This is a genomic window from Serratia fonticola, assembly GCF_001006005.1.
Lineage (GTDB): Bacteria > Pseudomonadota > Gammaproteobacteria > Enterobacterales > Enterobacteriaceae > Chania > Chania fonticola.
Map to the genome: position 1 here is coordinate 4,157,464 of NZ_CP011254.1, position 15,424 is coordinate 4,172,887.

General features: G+C 56.0%; 14 protein-coding genes. 5 read left to right on the plus strand and 9 right to left on the minus strand.

Translation table 11 applies throughout. The features are described from left to right. From hyfH to hydN, 9 genes are read right to left on the minus strand one after another with little or no spacing between them, the layout of a single operon-like run. Entirely contained in the window at positions 1–546 is a 546-nt protein-coding gene (gene hyfH / locus WN53_RS18435; protein WP_024486964.1) for a hydrogenase 4 subunit H, read from the minus strand. A 10-nt stretch (positions 547–556) separates the two neighbouring features. Continuing rightward, the gene (locus tag WN53_RS18440) at positions 557–2,347 is read right to left on the minus strand and encodes a hydrogenase large subunit (RefSeq protein ID WP_174469079.1); all 1,791 of its coding nucleotides are present in this window, start codon (positions 2,345–2,347) and stop codon (positions 557–559) included. Next, the gene (locus tag WN53_RS18445) at positions 2,290–3,873 is read right to left on the minus strand and encodes a hydrogenase 4 subunit F (protein ID WP_046808478.1); all 1,584 of its coding nucleotides are present in this window, start codon (positions 3,871–3,873) and stop codon (positions 2,290–2,292) included. Before WN53_RS18445 ends, WN53_RS18440 begins: the two co-directional genes overlap by 58 nt. Positions 3,874–3,877: 4 nt before the next feature. Beyond that, positions 3,878–4,528 carry a hydrogenase 4 membrane subunit gene (gene hyfE, locus WN53_RS18450; protein WP_024487063.1) on the minus strand — a complete coding sequence of 217 codons (651 nt, stop codon included), beginning with the start codon at positions 4,526–4,528 and terminating at the stop codon, positions 3,878–3,880. 11 nt (positions 4,529–4,539) lie between these two features. Beyond that, complete coding sequence (locus WN53_RS18455; RefSeq protein WP_037413834.1) at positions 4,540–5,997, minus strand: hydrogenase 4 subunit D; 1,458 nt, start codon at positions 5,995–5,997, stop codon at positions 4,540–4,542. Positions 5,998–6,014: 17 nt separating this feature from the next. Next, the gene (locus tag WN53_RS18460) at positions 6,015–6,965 is read right to left on the minus strand and encodes a respiratory chain complex I subunit 1 family protein (RefSeq protein ID WP_046808158.1); all 951 of its coding nucleotides are present in this window, start codon (positions 6,963–6,965) and stop codon (positions 6,015–6,017) included. Between the two features lie 11 nt (positions 6,966–6,976). Next, positions 6,977–8,992, minus strand: a complete 2,016-nt coding sequence (gene hyfB / locus WN53_RS18465; RefSeq protein WP_024486062.1) for a hydrogenase 4 subunit B — start codon at positions 8,990–8,992, stop codon at positions 6,977–6,979. A gap of 2 nt (positions 8,993–8,994) precedes the next feature. Next, positions 8,995–9,615, minus strand: coding sequence for a 4Fe-4S dicluster domain-containing protein (locus WN53_RS18470; protein ID WP_024486061.1), 621 nt, complete (start codon positions 9,613–9,615; stop codon positions 8,995–8,997). 31 nt (positions 9,616–9,646) lie between these two features. Then, positions 9,647–10,189, minus strand: coding sequence for an electron transport protein HydN (gene hydN, locus WN53_RS18475; RefSeq protein WP_024486060.1), 543 nt, complete (start codon positions 10,187–10,189; stop codon positions 9,647–9,649). Between the two features lie 373 nt (positions 10,190–10,562). Here hydN and hypA point away from each other — a divergent pair, with 373 nt between their 5' ends. From hypA to WN53_RS26885, 5 genes are all read left to right on the plus strand, one after another. Continuing rightward, complete coding sequence (hypA, locus tag WN53_RS18480; RefSeq protein ID WP_024486059.1) at positions 10,563–10,907, plus strand: hydrogenase maturation nickel metallochaperone HypA; 345 nt, start codon at positions 10,563–10,565, stop codon at positions 10,905–10,907. A 15-nt stretch (positions 10,908–10,922) separates the two neighbouring features. Continuing rightward, on the plus strand, positions 10,923–11,216 hold the full coding sequence (hybG, locus tag WN53_RS18485; RefSeq protein ID WP_024486058.1) for a hydrogenase maturation factor HybG: 294 nt from the start codon (positions 10,923–10,925) through the stop codon (positions 11,214–11,216). A gap of 139 nt (positions 11,217–11,355) precedes the next feature. Then, the gene (flhA, locus tag WN53_RS18490; RefSeq protein WP_024486057.1) at positions 11,356–13,422 is read left to right on the plus strand and encodes a formate hydrogenlyase transcriptional activator FlhA; all 2,067 of its coding nucleotides are present in this window, start codon (positions 11,356–11,358) and stop codon (positions 13,420–13,422) included. A gap of 854 nt (positions 13,423–14,276) precedes the next feature. Further along, entirely contained in the window at positions 14,277–14,855 is a 579-nt protein-coding gene (locus WN53_RS18495) for a LuxR C-terminal-related transcriptional regulator (protein ID WP_024486056.1), read from the plus strand. A 53-nt stretch (positions 14,856–14,908) separates the two neighbouring features. Beyond that, positions 14,909–15,409, plus strand: coding sequence for a winged helix-turn-helix domain-containing protein (locus WN53_RS26885; RefSeq protein ID WP_024486055.1), 501 nt, complete (start codon positions 14,909–14,911; stop codon positions 15,407–15,409). Positions 15,410–15,424: the final 15 nt, after the last annotated feature.

The window sequence follows — 15,424 nt, forward strand, 5'->3', positions numbered from 1 at the left end:
TCATTTCGCTCCCGCCGGCTGGCTCAGTTTCATTGGCCGATGTTGGCTCAGAGTCTGTTTACGCTTGCAGGCGGGGCAGGTCTCGAACTGTGGCCGTAAGGCCTCAACGCTGTCTGCCCCCATGCCCGCGTGGGCCAGCAATGCCAAGGCGTAATTCACCGATTTGGTTGGCGTAAAGGGCTGCTGGCAACTGCGGCAGTTGAGTAGGGTAAAGGTGGCGCGGATATACAGATCGGGCTTGTGCATCACCGCCATTTCAAAATCTTCCGACAGCCGGATCGCCCGCGTCGGGCAAACTTCTTCACAGCGTGCGCAGAAGATGCAGCGTCCAATGAACAACTGCCAGACGCGCTCGCCGCTGGCCTCATGGGTTTCCATAGTTAACGCATTGGCCGGACAGGCCACGGTGCAGGCGCCGCAGGCGATACATTGCTCAGGATCGTACTCTGGCTTGCCACGAAAACCCGGGCACACCTCCAGCGGCTTAAACGGGTATTTCACCGTGACTTCACCGGCCTTCAGGATGGTTTTAAACAGTTTCAGCATGCTGCCTCCCTCACTTGCACGGTGAATTGGTGCGTTCGATCCCGTAGCGTTCAATCTCCTTGTACGGCACGGTCTTCGCTTTACGCTTGTTGATATCGATCAGCGTGACGCGGTCGGTACAGGAGTAGCAGGGATCCAGGCTGCCGATAATCAGCGGGGCATCGGAAACCGTATTGCCGCGCAGCATATAACGCAGCACCGGCCAGTTGGCGTAGGTGGCCGCCCGGCAGCGCCAGCGGAACAGCTTCTGGTTATCTCCCAGCATGCTCCAGTGGATATCTTCACCGCGCGGGGCTTCGGCATAGCCCAAGGCAAACTTGTGCGGCTGGTAGCGGAAACCTTCGGTGAGCAGTGGGCCGCCCGGCAGGTTATCCAGGCCGTATTCGATCATCGCCAGCGAATCCAGCACTTCCTGTACGCGCACCATCACTCGTGAATACACGTCGCAGCCGTCGAAGGTGAACAGCGTTTTCGGCAACGAGCCGTAGTTGGCATAAGGATGGTCAAAGCGCATATCGCGCTTGAAGCCGCTGGCGCGGATCATCGGTCCCACAGGGCTGTAGTCGCGGGCGATCTGCCGATCCAACAGGCCAATGCCTTTGGTGCGCTGCTCGATATTCGGCGTGCCGAGCAGCATCTCTACCAGTTGCGTCACGTCGGCGCGCATCTCATGGATCAGCTTGATGGTTTTAACCCGCTGCTCTTTCAGGATGTCGCGGCGCACGCCACCGATCAGGTTGAGCCCATAGGTTTTACGCGATCCGGTCAGGAGCTCCGCCATGGTCATCGATTTTTCACGCACGCGGAAGAACTGCATAAAGCCGGTATCGAAGCCGACAAAGTGGCTGGATAGCCCGATGTTCAACAGGTGGCTGTGCAGCCGTTCGACCTCCAGCAGAATGCTGCGGATGGCATGGGCGCGGGGCGGCACATAGATCCCCAACGCATTTTCCACCGAGGTGGTGTAGGCCACGCTGTGGGTAAAGCCGCAGATCCCGCAGACCCGGTCGGACAGGAAGGTGACTTCCTGATAGCCCATACGGGTTTCGGCCAGTTTCTCCATGCCACGGTGCACGTAGAACAGCCGGTAGTCGGCATCGACAATGCGCTCGCCGTCAACAAACAGGCGAAAATGCCCTGGCTCGTCGGAGGTGATGTGCATCGGCCCGATTGGCACCACCCGTGATTCGCCGGTGGCCGCATTTTCAAACGGGTAGGTTTCCACATCGGTGGTTGGCTCAGGGCGCTGGCGGTAATCCATAGTGTCTTTACGCAGCGGGTAAAGATCGTCTGGCCAATCGTCCGGCAGCACCAGGCGGCGCTCGTCCGGCAACCCTACCGGGATCAAACCGTACATATCGCGGATTTCACGCTCGCCCCACACGGCGGCGGGAACGCGTGGGGTGACCGACGGAAACTCCAGCGTGATGGCGCTAACCTGAGCCTTGACGGTGATAAAACACTTTTCCCCTTCCTCCATCGACAGCACGTAGTAGACGGCGAAGTCCCCGGTCAAGGTACGTTCGTCATTACCAAACAGCACCGGTAGCCAACCGCCTAGCTGGTAATAGAGGTATTCCACAATCTCGGGTAACGAGTTCAGCTTGACCGTGATGGTGACCTGATTGGCGGTTTGCCACTCGGCATCCAGCAGGGCGGAGGGGAACTTCTCGCGTACTTTGGCCAGATAGCCTTTGCCGAGTTTTTCGTCGTTATTGAGGGTCAAAACGTGGGTTTCGTAGCTCACTTTACTTCTCCTGCCTGAGGTTCGGCCGCAGAGGATTGATTCTGAACGGCCCATGGCCAGCTCAATGGCTGGGCATGAGTGCCAGGCTTGTTGTTCATCACGATGTGGACCGCGTTTTCCAGCAGTCGGCTGACCGGTTGTGGGATATGGGTGCCCATCACCAGCATCAATACCAGCAGGATCAACATCGGTAAGGTCGTCAGTATTCCCAGTTCGCCTTTGTTGACCTCTTCGGGTTTAGCGCCGAACAGCACGCTGGCCACCATGCGGACCAACCCGGCCAATACCACCGTCAGCAGCAGCAACAAGAAGATGGTCAACGTAATATGGCCAGCCGCCAACCCGGCTGTGACCGTCATAAACTCACTGAGGAAGATATTGAACGGCGGCATACCGCCTAGCGCCAAGGCTCCCCCGGCCAGCAGCACGGCACTGAACGGCATGCATTTCAGCATCCCTTTGACCACGGTGATATCGCGGGTGCCATACTTCAGCAGCACGTTGCCGGAACCGCAGAACAGCAGAGTTTTTGCCAGGCTGTGGTTCAGGGTATGCAGCAGCGCTGCCAGGATGCCCAGCGGACCACCGATGCCGATCGCCACGGCAATCAGCCCCATGTTCTCTACGCTGGAATAGGCCAGCAGCCGTTTGATATCGCGCTGCACCAGAATAAAGAAGGCCGCCACCGCGACGGAGAGGAAACCAAACACCATCAGCAGCGTGCCGGTAAAGTCATGGCCCAGCGTGGTGCTGATAATGATGTAGTAACGGATGATGATCAGCAGCGCGCAGTTGAGCAGCACGGCAGAGAGCAGGGCGCTGGTGGGGCTTGGTGCCTCACTGTGGGCGTCCGGCAGCCAGGCGTGCATCGGGAACAGCCCTGTTTTGGTGCCAAAACCAATCAGGATGAACACAAACGCCAGATGCATCAGCATCGGATCCAACTGTGTGGCGTGCTTGAGCACTTCCGTCCAGAAGATGGCGTCGTTGGGATCGGGCATAAAGCTGGCTGCGTTGGCGTAAACCAGAATGGTGCCAAACAGCCCGAAGGCCACCCCGACGGTGCAGATAATGATGTACTTCCAGGCCGCCTCCAGTGAAGAGCTCTGCCCGTACAACCCCACCAGAAACGCCGAGCTGAGCGTGGTGGCTTCGATGGCCGCCCACATCAGGATCAGGTTATTGCTGGTGATCACCAACAGCATGGTGAACAGGAACAGGTGGAAGAAACCGTAGTAGTGGCACAGCGTCGCTACCGAAATCTCGCCTTCATCGACCTCATGGCGCATATAGCCAATGGAGTAAAGCCCGGTTAGGCAGCCAATGATGCCGAGGATCGCCAGGAACAGCGCGCTAAGGCTGTCCAGATGCAGCCAGCGTTCGGCGGCCAGAATATCGCCTTGCTGGTACACCTGCATCACCACCCACAGGGAAACCGCCAGCAGCAGCATGATACCGACAAAGTGCAACAACGTGACGCAGGCCCGTGCCGCATTGCCCAGCAACCGGCAGGCAAAGGTCAACAGCGAGAAGGCCAGCGGCGTCAGCAGTAATAGAAACAGCATGGTGGTATTACTCATCATCTCACCCCTTCAACGCCGTCAGTTGTTCAACATTCAGCGTGTTGAGCGTGCGATAGATTTTGCGCGCCAGCACCGCCATCACGATCACCGCAAAAATGGCATCGGTGGCGATGCCAATTTCCACCAGCTCCGGCGCGCGATTCGCCAGCAGCGCCAGCGTCAGGTGCGATCCGTTTTCCATCAGGCAGTAGCCAAACACCTGTTTGAGGATGTTGCGTTGGGTGACGATACACAGCAGGCCGAGCATAAAATGCCCCAGCGATACCGCCAGCGCCGGTTTCAGTGAGGCCAGCAGCGGCACCTGCACCGGCTCCACTACAAACCAGCACAGCAGCACAATCACCGCCGCGGCCAGCATCAGCATCACCGGGCCGATCAGGCTGCCGTTCGCCGAGGGATCGTCCATTTTGCGAAAGGCATAGGCCATGATCACCGGCACCAGCACCACCTTGGTGATAAAGGCGCTGATCGCCCACAGCGTGAGCTGGTGGGCGCCCAGGGTTTGCCCCAGCGTCAAGAAGATCAGCACCAATAACAGCGACTGCAAGGCATAGAGCCAGCACGAGGCCACGGGCCGTTTGGCGCCAATCACCAGCAGCGAGGTGACCATCATCAGCCCCGCGAGGTTATTGACGATAAGTGAACCAGTCATAAGCAACTCCCTTATCCAAGCCAGGCGACGGCAATCACGCTGGAACCTACCGACATCGCGATCAGAATCACTAACACCGCGCTCATCACCAGCGGCAGCGGAGCGGCATGTGCCACCTCATCACTGGGTTTGCCAGGAATAACGCGCCCAAACCAATAGATGAACCAGGCAAAGCTGGCGACCGACTCGATCAGCACCAGCACCATCAGCGGCGTCATCAGCCAGAACTCATGCGACAGTGCAAAACCGGCGGCAAAAATCGGGAACTTGCTGAAGAAGCCGTTAAACGGCGGCACCCCGGTGATCGCCAGCGCGGCCACGCAGAACCCCACGCCCAGCAGCGGCATCTTGTTCATCACGCCCTGCAAACGCGGCAGCATCCGGGTGCCGCAGCTGTAGCTCAGCGCCCCGGCCACCAGGAAGAACAGGCTCTTGGCAAACGCGTGGTTAAAGATGTAAGCCACGCCGCCCAGAAAGGCGGTTTTGGAACCGAAGATGGAAATAGACAGCGCCAGGAAAATATAGGAGAGCTGGGTGATGGTGGACCAGGCCAGCAGTCGCTTCATATCCTTTTGCGGCAGATACATCAGGAAACCGTAAATCAGGGTGATGGTCGCCATAACGATGCCGACCCAGCCGATAATATGCGGCACCGCATCCGCAGACAGGATGGCACGGGCATAGATGTAGACGCCCACTTTCACCATCGAGGCGGCGTGCAGATAGGCGCTCACCGGGGTAGGGGCTTCCATGGCATCGGGTAGCCAGGCCTGCAACGGAAGCTGGGCCGATTTCCCCCAGGCTGCAAACAGGATGCCGCCAAACACGACCAGGCTGGCCGTACCGTTGAGCTGCGCAATCGCGCTCAGGGCGAAGGTGCCGGTATTGAGGAACAGCGTCGCCGCCGCCAGGTATAAGCCGATCGAGGCAATATGGGTGATCAGCAGGGCCTTCATGGCCGAGCGCTGTGCCTTCGGCGTCTGGTAGTAGCTGATCAGCCCCCAGGAACAGCCGCCGGTGATCTCGAAGAACAGCAACTGTCCCAGAATGGTGGAGGACATCACCAGCCCGGCCATCGCCCCGATAAAGATCAGCAGGAAAGCGTAATAGCGGTTGCTGCCCTCGTGGGGATGTTCGCGGTTGGCGGTGGTGAGGTAACCGGTGGAATACAGGCTGACCAGCAGGCCAAGAAACACCACCGCGAAGACAATCAGCGTGCTGATGCGATCGATGATAAAGCCGAACAGCGCCACGTTGCCGTATTGCAGCAGCGTGATGGTCGTATCCGCCTTGCCATGGGCCAGGAATAGCCAGCCGATGACCACCGTACCCAGCGTGGCCAACAGCGCGAACAGGGTACATATCCACTTGGCCATCCGTTGCGGCACGCAGGCCGTCAGCAGTGCGCCGATAAACGGCAGCAGTAGCGTGGCGAGGGCGGTATATTGCAAACAGAGCGTATTTTCCATAATGGGTTTCCTGGCGGCTACAGACCGGTTAGGTAAAAGACAAAGGCCAGCGCCGCTACGCCAAAACCGAGCCAGGTAACGTGGTGCGTCAACAAGAACCGCCCACGCGCCAAGGTATTTTCAAAAATGGAGGCGATGACAAACACCGTCAGTAGCTTGGCCAGCATGATGACTGCCGCCAGTGCCAGCGCAGGCACCGTCAGCTCCACTGCCTTGCCAAAGGGAATAAAGACCGCCAGGAACAGCTCGGCCACCACTACCTGCTTGAGACCGATCCCCCATTTCACCAACGCCAGGCCAGAGCCGGAGTATTCGGTCAACGGCCCTTCCTGAAGTTCCTGTTCCGCCTCTGCTACATCGAAGGGGATCTTGCCCATTTCGATAAACGCGGCGAAACCGCAGGCCAGCATGGCCAGCAGGGTGGCCGTTGGGGAGCTCCACCCTTCGGTCAGGGTGGCGCTGATGGTGCCGATATTGGTGGAACCGGCAATCAGCGCGACCACCAACAACGCCAGGATCAGCGTAGGTTCTACCAATACGCCCAGCGTCAGTTCGCGGCTGGCCCCGATCCCGGCAAACGGGCTACCGGTATCCAGACCAGACAGCGAGAAGAAGAAGCGGAACAGTGCGAACAGATAGAGCAGGGTGATCAAGTCCCCCGCACCGGCAAACGGCGACGTCCGCGTGAAGATGGGCAGCGTCATCGCCACCAGCAACATGCTGCTCAGCAACACATAAGGCATCACGCGGAAGATGGCGCCCGACTGTGCCGGAGCTACCTCCTGACGTTTGAACAGCTTGCCCATATCGCGGTAGTCCTGCCAAATGCCGGGGCCACGGCGAGAGTGCATCCGGGCGCGGATTTGGCGGGAGATCCCGGTGAACAGCGGCGCGATCGCCAGCATTATCAGCGCCTGCATCAGCGCGAAGAGTCCCATCATTAACGACGGTGTTTCCTGCATCGACATGCTATTTCCCCTTAAACCGCGACAAGCAACAGCAGGATCACCAAGGCGATCACCACATACAGGCAATAGAAGCGGAAGTCGCCGCTCTGCATGCCCTGCAACCGTACACCCAGGCGTTGAGAGGCCTTGACCAGCGGATTGATGATCCAGTCATCCCAGAACGGCTCGGCGCGTGTTGCCCCTGCGGTGGTCTGTTCCAGTGCTCGCGACAATACAGGCGTTGGATCGAGCTGCTTGCGCAGACGGTACAGCGAGGCAAACATGGCACGCAGTGGCTGGGTAAAGCCCCCGGCGGATACCGCCATCGCTTGCTCCCAGTTGTAGCCGCAGGCCCACGGGTCGCCACGGCGACGGAAGCTGGACTGATTGCTTTTCAGCAGCAGATACACCGCCAATGGGATCAGCGGCAGGGCGAGCAGCAGGATAAAGGTCAGCGCCGGTGACAGCATGGCCTGGCTGGCCAGTTGCGGCACCAGCATTGAGCCTTGCACCACGGTGACGTCATGAGTGCCGACCAGCGTCATGGCAACCTGGGCCAGAATGGGAGCGACCACGCTGGCCCCTACGCCGAGCAATACGCACAGCAGGGCCAGCAACAGCATGGAGACTGTCATCTGCCATGGCACTTCGCGAGCCTGCGCCGCTTTTTCACTGCGCGGCCCGCCGCAGAAGCTGACGCCGTAGACCTTGACGAAGCACATCGCCGCCAGCGCCCCGGTGATCGCCAGCATCACCATGGCAATCGGGCCGCTGAGGCGCATCACAAAGTTGCCGTCGTGGCTCATGGAGAACAGCGATTGGTAGGTGTACCACTCGCTGATAAAACCGTTCAGCGGCGGCAGGGCGGAGATCGACATACAGCCGATCAGGAACGCCAGCCCGGTGAGCGGCATCAGCTTCGCCAGGCCGCCCATGTGTTCCATATCGCGGGTATGTACGCGCCAAATCACGGCACCGGCACCCAGGAACAGCAAACCTTTAAACACCGCATGGTTGAGCAGGTGATATAGCGCGCCGAGCAGGCCCAACGCCGCCATCACCGGATGTCCGCTAGCCATGCCGACCATCGCCACGCCCACGCCCATTAAAATGATGCCGATGTTCTCCACCGTGTGCCAGGCCAGCAGGCGTTTGATATCGTGCTCGGCCAACGCATACAGCACTCCCAACACTGCAGACACTGCGCCGAAGGCTAGCACCACGATGCCCCACCACATTTCGGTGGCACCCAGCAGGTCGATCCCGACCTTGATGATGCCGAAGATGCCGATCTTCACCATCACGCCGGACATCAGCGCTGAGGCATGAGAAGGAGCCGCGGGGTGGGCGCGCGGTAACCAGCTGTGCAGCGGCAGCATCCCCGCCTTGGCCCCAAAACCAAAGAAGGAAAGCAGGAAAACCACCGACGCCATCCAAGGGGAGAGCGACAGCGAACGGAAGGAGTCAAAGTCCAGGCTGCCGCTCTGCCGCCACATCAGGAAGAAGGCGATCATGATCAGCACCGAACCGGCGTGGGCGATAAAGAAGTACAGCAAACCGGCGCTGATGGATTCGTCATCCTGATCGGCGATCACCAGGAACCAGGAGGCCAGCGACATCATTTCGAACAGAATAATGAAGTAGAAGGCGTTATCCATCACCACCAGCCCGACCATCGAGGCGATAAACAGGTTCATAAAGAACCCCATGCTCGCGGCGCCTTTGCCGCGATACTCCTGCACATAGGCGATGGAATACAACGCACAAACGGTGACCAGCAGCGAAATCACCACCAGCATAAAGGCCGCCAGCGAGTCCATGCGCACCACAAAGGCGGCAAATGAGAACAGGCCAGGGGTGGAGAAGGTGAGGGTTTGCCCGCTTAACAGGACGGGAACGGCGCTGCATAGCCCTAACAGGCCGCCGATCATCGCGCTGATGCCTGCCAGCAAAATGGCGAGGCGCTCCCGGCGAAACAGCAGTAGTGATAACACGCCACCGGCGACATAAATCACCAAAGCCCACAGCAGTAGAGTGAGAGAGTCCATGTTTATTTCTGCCCCCTGACGAGAGAAGGAGAGGATGGCCAGCCGATCGCGACCTGGCCGGCTCGCGCCAAACGCCGGGCCTGCGCTTCCTGCTCAAGCTGCTGCTCATCGACGATATGCAAGGCATTGGTTGGGCAGATGCGCACGCATTCCGGCCCATCGGCGAGGAACGCGCAGAGATCGCACTTCACCGCCACCGTTTTGATCCCGGCATTCCAGGACAGATAGGGCGATTGGCTTGCGGGGCTGGTTGGCACGTCGGGCAGTAGTTCTGCCGGGACGTACTGCTCAAACATCGACGGGATATTGACTGGCCCGCTGCCCGCAGGCGTGATTGCACCGAACGGGCAGGCCAGGCCACACAGCTTGCAGCCAATGCACAGGGTCTCGTTCAGTTCGATGGCGTGCTCGCCGTGCGTGATGGCGTTGACCGGGCAAACGCGCGCGCAAGGGGCATCTTCACATTGGCGGCAAAGCATCGGTGCCGTTTGCTCTCCAACGCGCGTCACCATCAGCCTGGGATGCGACTGTAGCCCTTCGGCCTTATGCACCTCAGTGCAGGCGGCCATGCAGGTGTTGCAGCCGATACAGTGCTGAGGCTCCGCAATAACAAAGCGGTTCATGGCCGTTCCTCCAACAGAAAGCGGTTCATGCTTACATCGCCAACGACAGTGTGCTGAGGGCGGCGCGGCGGCGTTTTTCAGCATTCATTTTTTGCAGCAGTTGTTGGTCTATGCAGTGCAACGCGTCGGTGGGGCAAAACTCCATACAGGCAGGGCCATTGGCTCGTCCGGTGCAGAGATCGCACTTGTGTGCTTCCGCTTTCTCGGCGGCGGGGAACATCAAGGCATTGCCATGGTGGACTACCGGGCGGGTGATCACTTCCATCACCCCGTAGGGGCAAGCCATGCCGCAGGCTTTACAGCCGATGCAGCGTTCCTGCGCAACCTTGACCATGCCGTCGCTCTGGCTGATGGCCCCGTTGGGGCAAACGCTGGCGCAGGGGGCATCATCACACTGACGACACAGCACCACGGTGCTGACATTGCCGCCTTTCAGCAGATGCAGGCGAGGCGTGAAGTTGGCGGCATCCAGCGCCGAGACATCCTGGTTTTGGCTATGGGCCACTACGCAGGCGATCTCACAAGTACGGCAGCCAATGCATTTTTGCGGATCGGCCATGATAAACCTGTTCATCAGTCACTCCTGATTACCTTCCATCGTTAAACCCCAGGCGGCGAGCCTTTGAGTCTGTGCTGCCGTTAGCTATACATAAAACGTGCCAAGCGTAATAAATGGATATAAAACAGGTTGTTGTAATTTTATTGACCGCGTATGAACGGCTGAATGGCATAAACGACGAAGCTGGAGGGGGGATTTGTCACATTCAGCCCGGGTTGGCGTCGTCACTTCGTCATTTTTGTCGAAATCGGTAGCAAAAATGACGGTTTGGCCCTCATCCGCTTGCCTTCTCCCTGATGGCAAGCGGATGAGGGTGATGGGATCACCTTGGCACCCTAATTGCACTAGCTGAAGCATCGGTTATTAATCGCCGAACAACGGAGCCCAGATGCATGAAATAACCCTGTGCCATCATGCGATGGAAATCATGCAGCAACATGCCCGGCAAAATCATGCCCGACGCATTACCGCCGTCTGGTTTGAGATCGGCGCATTTTCCTGCGTGGAGGCGGAGTCGTTGCGGTTCTGCTTTGACATGGTTTGTCGCGGCACCTTGGCCGAAGGCTGCGAGTTACATCTGCTCGAACAACAGGCACAGTGCTGGTGCCACGACTGCCGGGTGGATGTGCAACTGCTGGCTCCCCAGGTCTTGGTCTGCCCGCAATGCGGCGGGCGCAACCTGCGAGTGCAGGCGGATGACGGCTTGCAACTCAAGCGCCTGGAAATTGAATAACCAAGAGGAAAAAGCATGTGTATAGGCATTCCCGGTAAGGTTGTGGCGCTGGACGAAAACCAACACCAGCACGCCTGGGTCGACGTCTGCGGTGTGCAACGAGAAGTGAATATTGCCCTGGTGTGCCAGGACGATGAACCGCCAGAAGCGCTAATCGGTAGCTGGGTGTTGATCCATGTAGGCTTTGCCATGAGCCGCCTGGATGAGCATGAAGCACAGGAAACCTTGTCGGCACTGCAAGCTATGGGGGAAGTGGAGCAGGACGTGGCGCTGTTCCTTGCAGGCGAAGGAAACCAGGAACGGCGATAAATTGTGCTATCCCCGGCAAATGATATTCCTGTTGCGGTGTTTTGTTGATCCGGTCGGGAGAAATTACCATTAACAAACCTTACTCTTTGTGAGGATGTTCGCTGGCAATAATCTTCGTGACTCAGACAAGTGATAAACCATGTCGACTGTACGCTTAGAACAACAAGACCTGCTCGAAATTACCCGCATGCTGCTCGGGCAGCATACTTTCATCGATCTGTTACTGCAATTGCGTCAGGTGTTGCGGCGTCTGCAACTGGCCGACAGCGTCGCGTTGGTGCTATTTGATCCTCATAGCGAACGGGTGAGTTTTCACGGGCTGGATCACGCGCTGCAGCCGGTAAACTATCAGGACGAAACGCTGCTGGTGAATGGTCCGGTCAGCCGCTTTCAACACAGCTCGTTACCCCAACGCTGGCAGGCCGATGAGCTGCACGAACGCTATCCGCAAATCCGCGCCCTGAAGTTGCATCCTCCCTTCAACCAATACTGTCTGATGCCGCTACATGCGGGTGGTCGGCCGCTCGGTGGTTGTGAATTACTGCGTAGCGGAAACGAGCCGTTCAGCGATGCCAGCCTGGTGCAGTTGCAAACGCTGATGGAGCTGGTGGCGCTGGCTACGCAGCAGATCGTTTTGCTGGACAACGCGCAACGGCAACAGCACCAGCTACGTCATGAGCTGGATGACTATCGCATCTTGGTGGATGTCACCAATGCGGTGCTGTCAAAGCTGGATCTGGATGACGTGATGGGGGAGATCTCGGAGAAAATTCACCACTTTTTCAACAGTGATGCCATCAGCATAGTATTACGCAGTAACCACGCCGAGCAGCTCACCATCTACTCCACCCACTATCTGAACAACAATACTGCTGAACGTCAGCAGTACAACGTGGCATTGGCAGGCACCTTAACCGAACGGGTGATGCGCAGCGGCGAAATGCTGCTGTTGAACCTGAAAAATGCCGAGCAGCTTTCCGGCTATGAACGTCGGCTGTTTGAACTCTCACAGGGCAGGATCGAGGCATTGTGCGTATTGCCACTGATATTCGGCCAAAAGAAGCTGGGCGTGCTGAAGCTGGCGCAATGCCAGGCAGATGGCTTTAACGCGGCCAGCTTACGGGTGCTGCAACAAATTGCCGAGCGTATTGCCATCGCGGTGGATAACGCGCTGGCCTGCCAGGAGATCAACCGGCTCAAAGAGAGTCTGGTGCATGAGAACCTGTATCTGACTGAGCAGATCAACGTCAATCATCCCGATCTGAGCGAGATTGTTGGGCGCAGCGCGGGGATGTCTGCGGTGCTCAAACAGGTCGAAATCGTGGCTAAAAGCGACTGTTCGGTGCTGATCCTCGGGGAGACTGGCACCGGCAAGGAGCTGATAGCGCGAGCGATCCATAACCTGAGCGAACGGCGTGACCAGCGCATGGTGAAAATGAATTGTGCGGTGATGCCTGCGGGCCTGTTGGAAAGCGATCTGTTTGGCCATGAAAAAGGCTCGTTTACCGGAGCCTCCACCCAACGCATGGGCCGTTTTGAACTGGCGGAGAAGGGGACGCTATTCCTTGATGAAGTGGGAGAAATCCCCATTGAGCTGCAGCCCAAGCTGCTGCGGGTGTTACAGGAGCGGGAGTTTGAGCGAGTCGGTGGCAACAAACCGATCTCCGTCGATATCCGTCTGATTGCCGCCACCAACCGGGATTTGCAGCAGATGGTGGCCGATCGTGAGTTTCGCAGCGATCTGTTTTATCGCCTGAACGTGTTTCCGATCGTCATTCCACCGCTGCGTGAACGGCCCGAGGATATCCCCCAACTGGTGAAGTTCCTGACCCATAAAATTGCTCGCCGCATGAAACGCACCATCGACAGTATCCCGGCGCAAACGCTGCGGTTATTAAGCCAGATGCCGTGGCCGGGCAACGTGCGTGAACTGGAGAACGTGATTGAGCGGGCGGTATTGCTGACGCGCGGCTCGGTGCTTGAGTTACCGCTGCCTGAATTGCAGTATTCGCAACCCTCAATGGTGCTCTCCGCACCAGCCACGGAAACGGTATCGCCGGAGGAAGATGAGCGCCAACGGGTGCTCCGCGTGCTGAGAGAAACCAACGGCGTGGTTGCCGGGCCACGCGGGGCCGCACAGCGCCTTGGATTGAAACGCACTACGCTGCTATCGCGAATGAAGAAGTGGGGAATTTCGGTGAATTGATCAGATAGCACGCGGCAATAAACGCTCCTCGCCCTCTCCCAAAAGGAGAGGGGACCGAACGTGCCCCGGTTGGCTTTAAACCTTATATCGGTTCCGTATTCGCGGAGAAAACTGAATGTGCCACAAATTAACCCCAGCCGCCAAGGCTTGGAGTTTCATGCTGTCAGGCAGCTATCCCTCTTCTTATACCCTTATTTTAAATAAGCCTTAAGGCTATATTGTCTCTCTTGGCGAGATAAATTTTATCATTAAAGCTATTTTTTTATCATTTTTAATGAAATGAATGGTTTTTGGTAATGATTTTAGTTTTATTAACTATTTAAAGATATGTAATTAGTTTTTAAATCTACTTAATTTTTCTATAATGGTTTTTATATCTACTTTTGCCATGGTTTTGTGATAAAGCACCAAAAAAGGGATTTATCACTGCGCTGCAGAGTCGTTTTTATAGTGAATATTTATTAAAATCAATGTGTTAAATTGAATCTATGCGGCTTTTCTTACGATCGTTGACAGCTGGACGACATTAATTAATATTAGCAGGGAAGAATTTTTGCTCAGAAGATTCTTGGAGGATGGAACTCAAGTTGGCCTACCCCACATAATGGGGGTCTTGGTGTGAATACCAGTGTTAATAGGCTGTAATAGTTTGCAAAGGAATGGCGTGTCAGATAATCAAGACCTATCTTGCCCTTCGACTTGTTGTCCATCTAAACATCAATGTGCGTGCTTTAAGGCTTTCCTTATATCGCTCGATTGATAAATTTGGATAATGCTCTCTTATCGCACGTGATACGGACTGCTTGGCACCATTGAATGGTATTAGGCATCAGCTAAATTAACCTTATATCACAATGAAGATAAAAGTACTTATATCGAACGATGACAAGTTCTTTACGCAGGGCCTGACGCAAATTTTGGGTCACTACTTTAATGAAAAAGGTATCTTTGTTGACGTTAATGAAACACTTGATGCCAATGTTCATTACTATTTGGCCTTTATTGGCGTCAATAATCTATCGCAATATCTCTATGCCAGGAAAATGGTCAGTACTGAGGTGATATTTATTATTCAGCCTGAGGTTGAGTTGATTTTAAATCGCCCTGAAAAGGGGATGAAAATTCTGCTGCGCAATCAATCTGTCAACACGCTCTTGCAGCAAATTGATGAGGTTTATCTCGCGCCACAGGGGTTTGCGCAGATTAGGCAACCTCTGTCATTGACCCTGCGAGAAAAGGACGTATTACATTATTATTCCATTGGTTACACCAATATTGAAATTGGTGAACTACTTGGCATACATCAGAAAACGGTCAGTGCGCACAAAATCAAAGCGATGAACAAGCTTAACTTCAAGCACAAAGGCGAGTTCAGGCGTTGGCTCATCGAGACGCATTGCCCGCAGATGCGTGGAGTAGAAAATCTGAGATGAAATCTTCCTCAGATGATCATTTATCTGCAGCTAAAATATAAAGTTAATATAATATGAAGTATATCATTGATACCGGACTGGTATTTGATAGCGACGAAAGAACGCTATTCTTGCAAGAATCACCAGATGAATCACTCGAGATCGGGGCGATCACCGCCCGCTTATTTGTTGAGATGCTAGAAAATGTGGCGGGGGTTGAGCGTGACTATCTGCTGGATGCGGTGTGGTCCAATCATGGTCTGAAACCGTCAAATAATAATCTCAATAACCATATCAGCCTGTTACGCAAGAACATTGCCAGCATTGCTGAGGTGGATGATCTGATCATCACCTTGCCCAAAAAAGGCTTTGTAGTGAATAAGAAATACGCTGTGAACGTGCTCGGGGCTGAGATTTCTGACCGGCCAGAGGAAGAAGACAAAGTGGCAAAAAAGGCTACAGCGATGGACTATCCAGCTACCCTGTGGTTCCTCTCAATAACCATTGTTATTTTGCTGGTGCTGCTTGCCTTGGTGGTTACCAATGATTACCACGCTATATTTGGGTTATGTTGAATCAAGTCTGGTTAG